The organism is Rhodococcus sp. SJ-3 (assembly GCF_051918125.1).
Classification (GTDB): domain Bacteria; phylum Actinomycetota; class Actinomycetes; order Mycobacteriales; family Mycobacteriaceae; genus Rhodococcus.
In genome coordinates, this window is sequence record NZ_CM123306.1 from 2314631 (window position 1) to 2328722 (window position 14092).

At 65.8% G+C, this 14092-nt stretch carries 15 protein-coding genes; 6 read left to right on the top strand and 9 right to left on the bottom strand.

Going from position 1 to position 14092, the window contains the following annotated elements; translation table 11 throughout:
- Positions 1-80: 80 nt before the first annotated feature.
- The gene (locus tag ACTDXD_RS10665; RefSeq protein ID WP_440127005.1) at positions 81-482 is read left to right on the top strand and encodes an SdpI family protein; all 402 of its coding nucleotides are present in this window, start codon (positions 81-83) and stop codon (positions 480-482) included.
- A gap of 48 nt (positions 483-530) precedes the next feature.
- Positions 531-1502 (top strand): DUF1648 domain-containing protein, encoded by a 972-nt coding sequence (locus ACTDXD_RS10670; RefSeq protein ID WP_440127006.1) that lies wholly within the window; start codon positions 531-533, stop codon positions 1500-1502.
- 96 nt (positions 1503-1598) lie between these two features.
- Here the strand turns inward: ACTDXD_RS10670 and ACTDXD_RS10675 are convergent, their stop codons facing one another.
- Positions 1599-2747 carry an RNA-guided endonuclease InsQ/TnpB family protein gene (locus ACTDXD_RS10675; RefSeq protein ID WP_440127007.1) on the bottom strand — a complete coding sequence of 383 codons (1149 nt, stop codon included), beginning with the start codon at positions 2745-2747 and terminating at the stop codon, positions 1599-1601.
- 282 nt (positions 2748-3029) lie between these two features.
- Between ACTDXD_RS10675 and ACTDXD_RS10680 the strand changes: the two genes are divergently transcribed.
- On the top strand, positions 3030-3953 hold the full coding sequence (locus ACTDXD_RS10680; RefSeq protein ID WP_440127008.1) for an IS110 family transposase: 924 nt from the start codon (positions 3030-3032) through the stop codon (positions 3951-3953).
- Between the two features lie 9 nt (positions 3954-3962).
- Positions 3963-4424: a transposase gene (locus ACTDXD_RS10685; RefSeq protein WP_440127009.1), complete on the top strand. Its 462-nt coding sequence runs from the start codon at positions 3963-3965 to the stop codon at positions 4422-4424.
- An 82-nt stretch (positions 4425-4506) separates the two neighbouring features.
- Here the strand turns inward: ACTDXD_RS10685 and ACTDXD_RS10690 are convergent, their stop codons facing one another.
- On the bottom strand, positions 4507-5115 hold the full coding sequence (locus ACTDXD_RS10690; RefSeq protein ID WP_440127010.1) for a YqgE/AlgH family protein: 609 nt from the start codon (positions 5113-5115) through the stop codon (positions 4507-4509).
- Between the two features lie 12 nt (positions 5116-5127).
- Positions 5128-5835, bottom strand: a complete 708-nt coding sequence (locus ACTDXD_RS10695; RefSeq protein WP_440127011.1) for a TetR/AcrR family transcriptional regulator — start codon at positions 5833-5835, stop codon at positions 5128-5130.
- 147 nt (positions 5836-5982) lie between these two features.
- Between ACTDXD_RS10695 and ACTDXD_RS10700 the strand changes: the two genes are divergently transcribed.
- Both ACTDXD_RS10700 and ACTDXD_RS10705 read left to right on the top strand, forming a co-directional pair.
- On the top strand, positions 5983-6930 hold the full coding sequence (locus tag ACTDXD_RS10700) for an NAD-dependent epimerase/dehydratase family protein (protein WP_440127012.1): 948 nt from the start codon (positions 5983-5985) through the stop codon (positions 6928-6930).
- Between the two features lie 31 nt (positions 6931-6961).
- Positions 6962-8254 (top strand): MFS transporter, encoded by a 1293-nt coding sequence (locus ACTDXD_RS10705; RefSeq protein WP_440127013.1) that lies wholly within the window; start codon positions 6962-6964, stop codon positions 8252-8254.
- Here ACTDXD_RS10705 and ACTDXD_RS10710 read toward each other — a convergent pair whose 3' ends face one another.
- The 6 genes from ACTDXD_RS10710 to glsA form a co-directional block, all read right to left on the bottom strand.
- The gene (locus ACTDXD_RS10710) at positions 8255-9310 is read right to left on the bottom strand and encodes a sulfate/molybdate ABC transporter ATP-binding protein (RefSeq protein ID WP_440127014.1); all 1056 of its coding nucleotides are present in this window, start codon (positions 9308-9310) and stop codon (positions 8255-8257) included. It lies immediately after the preceding gene.
- A complete protein-coding gene (locus ACTDXD_RS10715) occupies positions 9307-10068 on the bottom strand; it encodes an ABC transporter permease (protein ID WP_440127608.1) in 762 nt (253 codons plus the stop codon). Before ACTDXD_RS10715 ends, ACTDXD_RS10710 begins: the two co-directional genes overlap by 4 nt.
- A gap of 35 nt (positions 10069-10103) precedes the next feature.
- Positions 10104-10871, bottom strand: a complete 768-nt coding sequence (gene modA / locus ACTDXD_RS10720; RefSeq protein WP_440127015.1) for a molybdate ABC transporter substrate-binding protein — start codon at positions 10869-10871, stop codon at positions 10104-10106.
- Positions 10871-11272: a TOBE domain-containing protein gene (locus tag ACTDXD_RS10725; protein WP_440127016.1), complete on the bottom strand. Its 402-nt coding sequence runs from the start codon at positions 11270-11272 to the stop codon at positions 10871-10873. Before ACTDXD_RS10725 ends, modA begins: the two co-directional genes overlap by 1 nt.
- Positions 11273-11348: 76 nt before the next feature.
- Entirely contained in the window at positions 11349-12971 is a 1623-nt protein-coding gene (locus tag ACTDXD_RS10730; protein WP_440127017.1) for an MFS transporter, read from the bottom strand.
- The gene (gene glsA / locus ACTDXD_RS10735; protein WP_440127018.1) at positions 12971-13981 is read right to left on the bottom strand and encodes a glutaminase A; all 1011 of its coding nucleotides are present in this window, start codon (positions 13979-13981) and stop codon (positions 12971-12973) included. Before glsA ends, ACTDXD_RS10730 begins: the two co-directional genes overlap by 1 nt.
- Between the last annotated feature and the right edge of the window lie 111 nt (positions 13982-14092).

Genomic DNA, 14092 nt, shown 5'->3' on the forward strand with positions numbered 1-14092 from the left:
GCGTTTGTGGGCTGCAACCAGGGTAGAACGTGCCCCGACCCGAGGAGTGGGGCGGCCACACGCGGCGGTATCCTGGTCCGGTGCTGATCGTCGCCATTCTGCTTTTTCTTATCGCCCTCGCCATCGGCGCGGTCGGTGTCGCGGCGCTGACCGGCAAGCTTCCGCGCAACCGCTGGGCGGGTGTGCGCACGCCGGAGTCCCTCCGCGATGAAGAAACCTTCGCCATGGCCAACAAGGTCGCTGCACCCAGCATGCTCGGCGCAGGTGCGTTGTGCGTCTTCGGTGGTGTCGCGGCGCTCACCCTGCCCACGATCGGCGGTGTGATCGCGGTCGTCGTCACGGTTGTCGCAGCGCTGCTCACGGCGGGTGCCGGTGGTTCGATCGCGGCCCGGGTCGCGGAGGCGACGAAGCCCGCGGACGAAGGTTGCGGAACGTCGTGTGGTGCGTGCAGCCTGCGCGGAATGTGTGAACCGACCGCCTGATCGTTCGCCCGCACACCTTCGCGTGGCAGTGATCCATATCCTGTGCCCATGACCAGTCGTCGCGTCGTCGATCCTGCGGGGGCACTGTTCGGGCTCGCGATCCCGTTGCTGTGCGCACTCGCTGTGCTTGGGCTCACGGTCGTGTGGGAGCCTCGCCTTCCCGCCGAGGTCGCATCGCACTGGTCGGGTTCGGGCGCCGCCCCCGACTCGTTCGCAAGCCCGATGTCGGGCGCCTGGACGATGGCCCTGCTCATCGCGCTGGTCGGCGGAGGATGCAGCGCCATCGCTGCGCTCGCCCAAGCACAATTGATGATGCGTCGCTACATGCTCGTGATCGGTCTCGCGGTGACCTTCCTGATGGCGACGCTGTACGTCGCGACGCTGGCTGTGCAGTTGGATGTGTCCGACCCCGCAGAGGTGCCGTTCCCCGCGTGGTCCCTCGGACTCGGCATGTGTCTCGGCGTCGCGGTCGGATGGGTCGGCGCGCTCCTGCTCCGTGATCACCGGGAGCGCCTGTCGGCGAAGACCACGCCCGATCTACTGCTCCCGCGCGGACCCGTCGAGTTACCCATCGTCGATCAGGTCGGCACCGGCAGGCTCACCACCTTTGTGCTCGCACTTCTCGTACTGATGCCCGTGATCATCGTGTGCATCCTGATAAGGAACTGGTGGCCCATGGCCATCGCGATCCCGGCGGGCTTCCTGGTCCTGAGCCTGCTCCGGTTCACGGTGCGCGTCGACGAGCGCGGTGTCTCGGTGCGCAACCTCGGAGCGTCCTCGCTCGACTACGACCTCGAGGAGATCATCGGCGCGAAGGTCATCGAGACACGCCCGTTCCAGGACTGGGGCGGATGGGGAATGCGGATCAAGCGGCCCCACCGGTACGGACTGGTCACGAACACCGGACCGGCACTGGTGATCACCACCGAATCGGGCCACGAACTCACCATCACGACCGAACGGGCCGAGGAGATGGCCGGCGCGATCAACACCCTCGCCGACCGGCGGAACACCGTGTGATCTTTGACGTCCTCCCGGCCGTGAACGACCGAGATTCCTACCAGCGCCCGCTCGGCGCTTTCGGTGGGTTCCTGTTTCACAGGGACATACCTTCCGCTAGGCGGCAGGATTTACAGTCCCTCCGCAGGCGTTTCGCCTCTCCGCCCGTCCGGCGACGAGGATATTCTTGGCTGCATTCAGATCCCGGTCGTGGACCACACCGCACGCCGTGCAGGCCCACTCCCGCACCGACAACGGTTTCGGACCGTCCGACCCGCCGCACACCGAGCACAGTTGGGACGACGGAAACCACCGGTCCACCCGCTGGAAGGTCCGCCCATAGCGGGCGGCCTTCTCCTCGAGCAACCGAGTGAACATCCCCCACCCGGCATCGTGCACCGACTTCGCCAACCGCGTCCGCCCCAAGCCCGCGACACACAGATCCTCGACGAACACCGCTTGATTCTCGCGGACGATCCTCGTGGAGTGCTTGTGTGCCCAATCCTTGCGGGCGTCGGCCACCCTCGCGTGAGCTTTGGCGACCTCGAGGCGGGCCTTGGCCCGGTTCTTCGAACCCTTCTTTTTTCGGGACAGATTCTGCTGCGCCTTGCGGAGTCTGCGTTCGGCACGTCGGAAGAACCTCGGCGACTCGATGACCTTCCCGTCCGACAGGACCGCGAACGTGGTGAGACCGAGATCGATCCCCACCTCGGAGTCGAGTTCGGGCATCGGTTCGTCGGTGGTCTCCACCACGAACGACACGAAGTATCGGCCCGCCGAATCCCTGATGACCGTGACGCTGCTCGGCTCCGACGGCAACTCCCGTGACCACACCACCTTCAACTCGCCGACCTTCGCGATATACAACGTGCCGTTCGAACGCAGCGAGAACCCGTTGCGGGTGAGCCGGACCGTCTGCCGGTTGTCCTTGCGGGACCGGAAGCGAGGCGCCCCGATCTTGCGGCCCTTCCGCTTCCCGGACAGCGAATCGAACCAGTTCCGATACGCGCGCCGCGCGTCCTGACAGGCCTGGACCAACACCACCGACGCCACCTCGGCCAGCCATGCCCGCTGCGGGGTCTTCTTCGCTGCGGTGACCACCCACCGCTGCACGTCGGTGTCCGAGACCCTCACCCCCGCTGCGTACGCGTCCTGCCGGGCGCGAAGTGCATCGTTGAATACCACCCGTGCGCATCCGAACGAGCGGGCCAGCATGTCCTGCTGGCCGGGCGTCGGGTAGACGCGGTATTGGTATCTGAGTTGCACGCCCGCACCGTACAAGCGACCACCGACATTTAGATTGAGTGTGTGCCCCGCGGACGGACCGAGGCCATCGACTGGAACGCTTGCGATTCCTGAACAGTGAGCGGCTGTCCGCGGGGCCGGCCTGAGGTTCGGCCGGTGTCTCTGTTCGGGAACTTGAAGCCGCACGACCACCAGTGGGCGTCGTGGACTTCTGCTTACGGAATGTCTGGGCAATGCCGTCACCGATCCGGGCCGAGCGACCCCTGCAACCGAATCGTGGAAGGTAGTCCGTGAACCCTGATCTTGGGCATCGACCTCGCCTGTCGAGCAGCTCATCAATCCTCCCTCGCCCGCACCGACGGAACCTACGTGTGGACTGGGAAGAAGTTCTTCACCCGCCCCGCGGACCTGGACGACCTATGGGCCGACATCGACCTCCAAGAAGGCGACACGCTGCGGGTCGTGATGGAACCCACCCGCAACGCTTGGGCACCTGTCGCGTCGTGGTTCCGGCGGCGTGGCGCGGTGGTCTCGATGGTCCCGACCACGCAGTCCGCAGACCTGCGGGCCTACTACTCCAAGCACACGAAGAACGACCACCTCGACTCCAAGCTGCTGGCCCGGCTGCCGCTGCTGCACCCCGAAGGACTCCGCGACCACACCGGCGACGGCCCCGCTGAACCGCTCCGGCGGGTGGTGAAGATGCGGTCCTCGGTGGTCAAGCGCCGCACCGCTGTCTACTCCCGGCTCGACGCGTTCCTCGAGCTCCTCGGGCCGGCCTGGTACGACGCGCTCGGATCGAACTACGGCAAGGCCGCGCTCGCGGTGCTGGTCCGCTACGCCGACCCGACCACTCTCCTCCGGCTCGGGCACGCCCGGCTGACCCGGTTCCTGATCCGTCACTCCCGGGGCGCCTGGCGCGAGGCACACGCCACCGCGCTGCTGAGGGCGGCCCGCGAGTCCCTCGACCTGTGGGGCACCGATCCTGACGTCGGCATCGACTTCGCCGAGCTCGCCGCCGACATCGCTGTCGAAGCTGAGCAGGCCCAGGTGCTGACCGAGCAGATCGAGGACCTCGACGAACGCATCGCGAACCTGTACGAAGAAGCCGATCCGGCCGGGATCATCGCCTCTGCTCCCGGGGTCGGTCCAGTCACTTCCGGTGTCATCGCCGGCCGGATCGGTGACCCACACCGGTTCCACTTGCTCGCCGCAGTTCGTGCCTAATCCGGACTCGTGCCCAAGGTTGCCCAGTCCGGGCAGTCCCACCACCAGCACGGGCTGACCAAGGCCGGCGACCCACTGCTACGCGAAGCGCTGTACGCCGCAGCCGACTCTGCCCGCAAGACCGACCCGCAGCTCGCGGCGAAGTACAAGCGGCTCATGGACAGCGACCGGCACCACGACTCCGCCGTGTGTCATATCGCGACCGTCCTGCTGACCCGGATCGTGGCCTGTTGGCGGGCTGGCGAGCACTACGTCATCCGCGACACGACAGGCCACGTCATCACCGCCGAGGAAGGCCGTCAGATCGCTCGCGACCACCACAAGATCGACCCAAAACGACGCCAGCAAGCCGCCGACACCCGGCGCTCACAGCGCCTCAAGAACAGGACGAGCCGGGAGCAGAAGGAGTCGCAGAGCGCACCAGCAACCCGGCCCGTCAACACCAAGCCTACGACGCTCGAAGTGGCTTGACATTCCTTAGGAACTCACACACCGGTCGAGGGATCGGCTGTCCCGGCCGTGAACGGCCTGGCTTGCGCCGAAGACAATGCGGTCAGTTCCGCTCGACCTCGATGGGGTGGGTCGCCAGCAGCGCCATCGGGAGCGGCTGGCGGCGCAGCACACTCGCCCACATGTCGGTACCGGCCGGGGCCAGGATGTCGCGGGGGTGGGCGGAAACGACCATCCAGTCGTCGTTGCTGAGCTCACCGTCGAGCTGACCGGTACTCCACCCTGCATACCCTGCGAAGATCCGCACTCCCTCGACGTGCTGGGCGAGGGTTTGGGGGTCGGTGTCGAGGTCGACCAGCACGACCCGGCCCGCGAGCCTGCGGACGCCCTTGATGTTGTCGACCGAAGCGCCCTGCCTCGCGATGCCGAGGCACAGAGCGGAGTTCCGGTGGACCGGCCCGCCGACGTACAGGGCACCCGGCGAGGCCGACAGGGGAGCCCAGTGGGGGAGCATCGCGCCCACGGCGGTGTCGCTGATTCGATTGAGTACGACACCGAAGCTGCCCGAGGCGTTGTGTTCGATGACGTAGATCACGGTGCGCCGGAACGTGGCTTCGGAGAGCGCGGTGCCTGCGACGAGCAGATTCCCCGCACGGACCTTGGGGGTCGACGGTGCGGTGCGGTCCTCGGGGTCGTCCTGGTGCTGCGCCACGTCGTCATTGTCTCACCGTGGCTGTGCCTTTGTGGTTACGAATCCTGCAGTGTCGGCCAGAACCCCGAGGTGGTGTTCGAACAGCGCCGACACGTCGGTGAAGGTGTCGCGGCCGTATTGACCGAAGACCTCGAAGCCGACCGCGCCGAACAGTCCGGTCCACACCAGGATCCCGCGGGCGAGAACCGTGTCGGGTAGCTCTGCGTCGAACTCACTTCTGATCCGCGAGAGATCCGACGAGAGCGAGTCGGGGACCGGAACGGTCTCGATCGCCCGCAACCCGCCCGCGGCATACGCGTCCGCCAGAATCCCGACGAGTCGGACCACGACCCGGATTCCGGGCTGGGTCGTGCGTTCGGCAGGCGCCTGGTAGCCGGGGACCGGGCTTCCGAACAGCAGCGCGTATCGCGCCGGTTCGCGCAGGCCCCATTCGCGCACGGCACGGCCGAGCGCGCGGAACCGGTCGTGCGGGTCGTCCACCCCGGTTACTGCGGCGTCGACCGTGTCGCCGAGTTCGTCGTACGCATCGACCACCAGAAGGGTGAGTAGTTCGTCGCGACTCGCAACATAGCGGTACACCGCGGACGACACCACGCCGAGATCACGTGCGACGGCTCGCAGCGAGAGTGCGGCGGCGCCTTCTGTCGCCAAGTGGTCTCGACCGATACGGAGGATGTCGGCCATCGTGCGGGCGCGGGCCCGTGCGCGGGGGGTGGTCATGCTCCCAGCCTGACCACAACAGCGAGCACTGTCAACAAATGTGAGCACTGCTCTTGACATGGGACCACTCGCGGTGCAGTCTGAGTTCAGAAACAGAGAGCAGTGCTCACATTTGTTGGACAAGGTCTCGAGAAAAGGACGGACACCATGTCGAAACTCCACGTAGTCGCCGGCGCCGGGCCTGTAGGCACCACTGTCGCGGAACAACTCGCAGCGCAGGGACACCGAGTCCGCGTCCTCACCCGCTCGGGAAGCGGACCCGAGGGCCCCGGAATCGAACGCCTGCGCATCGACGTCAACGACCCCCGCGCTCTCGACCAGGCACTGATCGGCCCCGACGGAGACAGCGCCGTAGCCTTCTACATGTGCATCCACGGCTCGACCTACTCCGCGGAAGTCTGGGAGAAGGAACTCCCCAGCGCCGAGCAGGTCGTGCTCGACGCTGCCGGTCGCATCGGCGCGGTCGTCGTGTTCCCCGAGAGCCTCTACTCCTACAGCTCACCGCACGAGGTCATGACCGAGAACTCGCCCCGCAAGGCGACCCGCGGCAAACTCGGTGTGCGCACTCGACTGCTCGCAGCCCGTGACGCACACTCCACACCGACCGTAAGCGTTGTGGCATCGGACTTCTTCGGCCCCCACGTCCTCGAAGCCCATGCGGGTGAACGCATGGTCCCCACCGTCCTCGCCGGGAAGACATCCCGGGTCCTCGGATCAGCGGACACACCGCACTCGTTCACCTATGTGCCCGATCTCGCAGCCGCGATGATCGCCGCCGCGGGCAACGACGAAGTGTGGAACCGCGTCCTGCACGCGCCCACGGCGCCCGCGGTGACACAACGCGAGATGGCCACTGCTTTCGCGGCCGCCGCGGGAATGTCCGCTCCGAAGGTGGGGACCATCCCCGCATGGGTACTGCACGTAGGCGGGCTCATGAGCCGCGATATTCGCGAACTCGCGGAAACCGTCTACATGTTCACCGATCCGTTCGTGATGGACTCGAGCCGTACCGAGACGGATCTCGGGTTGGCGCCCACACCGATCACCGAGGCAGCGGCAGCAACCGTGCGCTGGTGGCAGGACCGCGAACGGTAGACAGCACCGGCGGCGGATAGTCTCGAAAATTGTGCAGGACTCGAAGCGGCAGGCGTGGCAGTCGACGGTTTCCGCTCTCCGCGGATCACCGGGACTGGCACGCCTGACGCTCGTGCGCTTCGCGAGCCAGTTCGGCGACGGCATGTTCCAGGCCGCACTCGGCGGAGCGATCCTGTTCAATCCCGAACGGCACGCAGACCCCGTGGCGATCGCCGCGGGGTTCGCGGTTCTGCTGCTGCCGTACTCCGTGATCGGCCCGTTCGCAGGCGCGCTTCTCGACCGCTGGGACCGCCGTTCGGTTCTGTTGTGGGCCAATGCGCTGCGCGGAGTCTTCATTCTCGCTGCCGCCACCGTGCTCATCACCGGCGGAGCGCAGACACCATTGATGGTGCTCGCCCTCGCCGCCGTGGGGGTGAGCCGCTTCGTTCTCGCGGGGGTGTCGGCATCCCTTCCCCATGTGGTGAACCAATCCTGGCTCGTCGGTGTCAATTCCGTTCTCGCCACGGCAGGTTCGGCCGTATCGGCTGCCGGCGCCGGCGCCGCTGTCACCACGATCGCACTCGTCGGTGCAGGCGACCTCGGTTCCGGTACCGCTGTCGCCCTGGGGGCGTCCGGTTCGGTGATCGGCGCGGTCGCCGCGGGCGGATTTGCACGTCACGCACTGGGACCCGACGGCGCGCGGCCCCGGGCGGTGGTGCACACCATCGTCTCCGGGCTGCGGACCGGAGCAACAGCGGTCTGGGAAGCTCCCGGTGTCGCCGCCGCCATGATCGGAATCGGCGCGCACCGAATCGTCTTCGGTATCGACACGCTGATCATGGTGCTCGTGCTCCGCAACACCGAACAGGAGACGTCACTGCCCGGCGGGCTCGCAGGATTCGGTGTGGCGGTCGCCGCCACCGCAGTCGGCATGCTCGTGGCAGCGATCGTCGCACCGTTCCTCATCCCACGACTCGGCCGGCCGCGCACGGTCACCCTCGGGTTGATCGTCGCGGCGGTGGTTCAGCTCTTGTTCGTCACAGCGGTGGCCCAGGGACCTCTGCTCATCGCGGCCTTCCTCCTCGGACTCGCGGGACAGACGATCAAGCTCACCGGTGACGCCGCAATGCAGATGGACATCGACGATGCCCGCCGTGGCCAGGTATTCGCGTTGCAGGACACCGTGTTCAACATCGCATTCCTCGCAGCACTCGCAATGGCTGCATTTGTCATCGCGCCGGACGGCCGTTCACCCGCACTTGCTGTCGCCGGTGCGGCGATCTACGTGCTCGGTGTGATCGGGGTGCTTGCGATCAGGCGCTATCGGATCGACAGCGGGAGTTGATCACACAACGCGGTGGATCCGGATCTCGGTGGCCTTGACCACGAACCACACGGTTGCTCCGGGTTCGAGTGTCAGGTCGACGGCCGCGGCCGTCGTGATTTCGGCCGACAATCCGCTCGACGCACGCACCAGCACCGTCGCACCCCTCGCCTCGATTTCACCGACGGTGACACGCAGCGTGTTCCGCGGGCTTCCGTGCGGCGGCTCGGTGTAGACGGCCACCGCGGACGGGGGAAACACTGCTGCCGCCGCAGCTCCGGAGGGGCAGTCGTCGTCGACGAGGCCGTGCACGAGACCCACTTCCGTGGCAAGACCGTCGGCTTCGAGGACCCCGCCCAGCAGGTTCGTTCCAGCAATGCGCGCGGCAAATGCACTGCGCGGGCGCGTCAGGACGCGTTGCACAGTGTCGTCTTCGACGATCCGCCCACCGTCGACGACTACCACCCGGTCGGCCAGTGCCAGGACATCGAGGGGATCATGGGTCACGATCAGCGCTGTACGACGGTCTTCACGCAGCACCCTGCGCAACAGCGACCGCACGGCAGGGGCCGTTGCGACATCGAGTGCAGCCATCGGCTCGTCGAGTAGGAGCAGTTCCGGGTCTGCCGCCAATGCCCTCGCGACAGCGATACGCTGAGCCTGCCCACCCGAAAGCTGATGCGGTGTGCGATCAGCGAATTCGACGGCGTCGACATCCTTCAACCAGCGCATCGCGACCTCGCGTGCAGCATTGCGCCCCCGGCCCGCACTGCGGGGTGCGAACGCCACGTTGTCGAGTGCGGTCAAGTGCGGAAACAGCAGTGCCTGCTGGGCGAGCAGAGCGACCGAACGTTTATGAGGTGGCACCGCTGCACGCGCCTCCGTATCGGTGAGAACGCGATCGCCCAATTCCACTCGGCCCCGGTCCGGTCGGATCAATCCGGCGATCACCCCGAGAAGCGTGGATTTGCCGGCTCCGTTCGGCCCGAGCACCGCGACAGTGCTGCCCGCGTCCACGTCGAGCTCGACCTCGAAATCGCGCTCGTCGACACTCGCGTGCACGCGCAGCCGGCTCATTCCGGTCCTCCCTTCGGGTGTCGCGAGTGCACGGCGACGACGATCACGAGTGCAACGACGATGAGCAGCAGCGACAGGGCCACCGCTGCGTCCGGATCTGTCTCACGTCGCAGATAGATCTCGAGTGGCAGCGTCCGGGTAGTGCCCTGGAGACTGCCCGCGAAGGTGAGGGTCGCGCCGAATTCACCGAGTGCACGGGCGAATGCGAGCACCGCACCCGACGCGAGCCCCGGTAGCACGAGCGGAAGTGTGACGCGACGGAAGACGGTGGTGGGCCTAGCACCGAGTGTGGCAGCGACGTTTTCGTACCTGTTTCCCGCTGTGCGCAAAGCACCTTCGAGGCTCATCACGAGGAACGGTAGTGCCACGAACGTCTGCGCCACCACCACCGCGGTGGTGGAGAAGGCGATGCTGATCCCGAACACTTCGAGTTGCTCACCGATCAGCCCCCGTCGCCCGTAGGTGTAGAGAAGCGCGATACCCCCGACGACGGGTGGCAGGACCAGCGGCAGCAAGACCAGCGCGCGGAGCACCCGCAGACCGGGAATGCTGCTGCGCGCCAATACAAGCGCCATGGGTATACCCAGGATCATACACAGCACAGTGCTCGACGTTGCGGTCACGAGACTGAGTTCGAGCGCCTCGAGTGACGCCTCCGATGTGATCAGCTCAGGGTAGTTCGCCCAGTCGACAGTGAGGAGCATCGCAGCCAGCGGCACCGCGATGAAGAGCAACCCCACCGCGGCAGGCGCGTACATCCACGCAGGTATCCCCGTGGACGCGCGCACGGGACTCACGGTGCGCCGAATCCTGCGTTTCCGAGAACTGCACGCCCCTGTTCACCGGTCACGAAGTCGACGAATTCCGCTGCCAATTCGGCATTGTCGGCTGCTGCGAGCTCGGCAATCGGATAGGTGTTGACGGCTCCGGACGACTCCGGGAACGCAACCGCAGTCACCGATTCGCCTGCGCTCGTCGCATCGGTGACGTACACGAGACCCGCGTCCGCCTGACCGGAAGTGACCTTACCGAGGACATCGGTCACCGAGGATTCCTCCGAAACCGGAGTGAGAGCCACTCCCGAGGCCTCCTCGACCCGCTCGGTCGCGGCCCCGCACGGCACCTGCGGTGCACACACGACGACAGAGAGCCCTTCCCTGGAGAGATCGGCGAACGAGGCAATGTTCTCCGGGTTTCCCGGCTCGGTGACGATGGTCAGGACGTTGGTCGCGAACTCTACGGGCTCACCCGCAACCAGTCCGGCGTCGACGGCGTCACCCATGGTCTTCGTGTCGGCCGATGCGAACACGTCGGCAGGTGCACCCTCTTCGAGCTGCGTGACGAGAGACGACGATCCGGCGAAGGAGAACTCCACGGTCACCCCGGGGTTTGCGTCTTCGAAGAGATCGCCGAGCTCGGTGAATGTCGACTGCAGTGATGCTGCTGCAAACACCGTCAGGGTCTCGGAGCCCTCTTTGCCGGCATCACTGTTCGCACAGGACGTCAGGACGAGAGCGGCGGCGATTCCCGCCGACGCTGCGACGAGTGCGCGGATCTTCATCAGTTCTCCCCGGGGGTTTCGACGATGACGTTGGTGGATTTGACGACGGCGACCGAGATGCTGCCCGGTACGAGACCGAGTTCTTCCACGGCCTCGGTACTCATGAGTGAGACGATCCGGTGCGGGCCGCATTGCATCTCCACCTGCGACATCACCGTGTCGGACACAACGCGCGTGACGAGTCCGACCAGCCGGTTGCGTGCGGAGCTTCCGACACCCAGCAGGTCGGGTGCCTCGGTGGCCTGTGCCCGGGCGAAGGCTGCGAGTTCACCACCTTCGACGACCTTGCGTCCCGAGCCGTCCTTGGTCGCCGAGAGCAGACCTTGATCGACCCAGCGACGCACGGTGTCGTCGCTGACTCCGAGGAGAGCCGCGGCGTCTCTTATCCGCACATTCGTCATGAACTGGACGATACTTCCGCGTTTGCGTACGAACAAGCGCGGATTACTTTACAACGCGTGGCCGCAGCCGCGGCCGCTATTCGGGGCTCGGGTCGGGGATCTCGTCCGGCTTGTATGCGGGAAGCCGCGAGGCCGGGAGGATCGCAATAGCACTGATCCCAGCGAGGATCAGCAATCCGGTCTTCAGGGCCCTCAATCTGGCATCGGTGTTGATCTGCACGGCCGCATCGACCACCTCCGGCGAGGCACTCGTCTCGCTGAGCACTTCGCGAAGCTGGTCGTTGCTCACGAAGTTGATGTCATCGAGGTCGATCTCCGCAACGACGGACTCCGGGATCTCGACATCGTTGGCCACCGACTGGGCGACGTTCAGTCCGAGAAGCGTCACCAGCATCGCCCCCGCCACCGCCGTCCCGACAGCGGAGGCGAGATTCTGGGTCGTGCCTCGAACCGATCCCACATCCCCGGCCAGCTCTTTCGGCGCCGAGGTCACGAGCACGTTGAACACCAATGTGACCAACGCGCCCTGGCCCATACCGAAGACGATCAGACCCACTATCGTCGGCAGGGTTTCCCAGTCGTTCGTCACGACGAAGGCAAGCCACACCAGCGCAACCGTGGTCAGGACGAACGAGAACATCCCGATGGTCCTCGGGCTGAACCGCTTGTAGAAGCGGATGATCAAGGTGGCCGTGACGAACACCGTCAGATTGAACGGCATCATCGCCAGTGAGGTGTCGAACGGCGAGCGTCCCTGAACGATCTGGATGTACAGCGGAACAGTGAAGTTCAACGCAGCCTCGAGCGCGACAACCACGAACATTGCGTAGAGGGCCGCTCGCTCACGCGACGAGCCGAGCACCGACAGACTGACCAGCGGGACCTTGCCGACCCGCACCCTGCGCCTGGTCCACAACAAGAATGCCTGGCCGAGAACGACACCGAGGACGATGAGGATCGGCGCCGGCGACAATCCGACGACATCGAACGGCGCTCCCTCACGGGCAATGAGCAGGCCCCAACCGTTGAGATTGTTGAATCCCAAGGTCAATACCACGATCGCGACACCGATCAGAGTCGCAGCGACGACATCGATCTCGACCGACGAGTTACCCCGATCCGAGCGGAGAGTGAAACTGAAGACGAACACCGCGACCGCAATGGCCAGCACGATCGCGAACACCGGCCGCCACCCCACGGTCGCGCCGAGCGCGCCGCCGATCAGGAACGCACTCATCCCGGAGAACGCGCGGGCCGAACCGAGAGAGCCGATGGCGGTCGCCTGCTGGGTGCCGTGATAGTTCTCCGCGATCAACGCGACGAGCGCAGGCACGATGATGGCTGCAGAAACCCCCGCGAGCGTCTGCGCGGCAATGACGAACTCCACCGTCGGCGCGAGGATCATCATCAACGACGCACCGCCGAATACGACAACCACGATGCGGAACACCAGGACCCACCCGAAACGCTGACCGAGTTTCGCGCCGAGCATCACCAGCGCGGCCACACCGATCCCGTACATGACGATGGCGGTGCTCACCGCGGTCGGCGGTGCGCCGAAGTCGTCGACCATGCCTCCGATCGACACAGGTAGCGCAGCGACGTTGAACGACATCAGGATCTGGCCGAGGAACAAACCGATCATCGGCAGCCACGACTTGCGCTCTTCGACGCTCACGGTGTCCTGTCCGGTACTCATCACAAGAGCCCCTTCCGTGGAGAATGTGCGGCGGAAGCAAAGATGTTCAATCCCAGCACCCTCGACAGATAACCGGTAGCCCGCTGCCCTCGAACACTGTTGCCCGCGGAGTCCAGGCGCGGTGAGAACACCCCGATTCCGCACTTGCCGGGCGCAATCGACACGATGCCGCCCGCGACGCCGGACTTGGCAGGCAATCCGATCTCGAAAAGCCACTCACCGGAACGCTCGTACAGGCCCGTCGCAGACAGAACCGCGAGCGTGTCACGACACACGCCGGGCGGCACCACTCGTCTACCGGTAAGAGGATTGACGCCCCCGTCCGCGAGGGTTGCGCCCATGACAGCGAGGTCGCGAGCATCGACGTTCAATGAACACTGCTTCGTGTACACCTCGACCACCTCGTCGGGATCGAGCTCGACACGTCCGTAGCTCGCGAGCAACTGCGCAATGGCGCGGTTGCGCTGATTCGATTCGGCTTCGGACCTGTAGACGACCTCGTCCACTTCCAGTCGGCGCCCCGCGAACTCGGACAACCCCGTCAGGACGGCTTCCCATCGTTCATCTGCGCAAGCACCGGGCACGAGCGCTGTCGTTGCTATGGCCCCCGCATTGACCATGGGGTTCATCGGGTGCCCGTCGTTGAGCTCGATCGCGATAACCGAGTTGAAGGCGGCCCCGGAGTTGTTCACCCCGACGCGTTCGCGAACGAGCTCGTGACCGAGCTCCTGGCATACCAGGGCGTAGACGAATGCCTTGGAGATCGACTGGATCGAGAACTCGATGCGCGTATCGCCCGACGAATGAACACCACCGTCCGTGCCCACCACGCACACACCGAATCGATCCGGGTCCGCCTCGGCAAGCGCCGGAATGTAGTCGGCCACCGCACCGTCTCCGAGGGTCCGGTAGCGTCGATGGGCAGCCTCGACGAGCGAGTCCACCTCGTTCCATTCGGGTAGCAACCCCGTGGAAACTTCCTGTGAGACGTCCGAGAGCCCGAGCTCCACTGCAATCCCTCCCCGGACCACCGTGTGTGACAAGCATTCTGTGGCACAAACATTCCTGGGTGGACTGTAGACGGATCGCACGCCGCTCGCGGGAAACGCGCCGATCTTGGT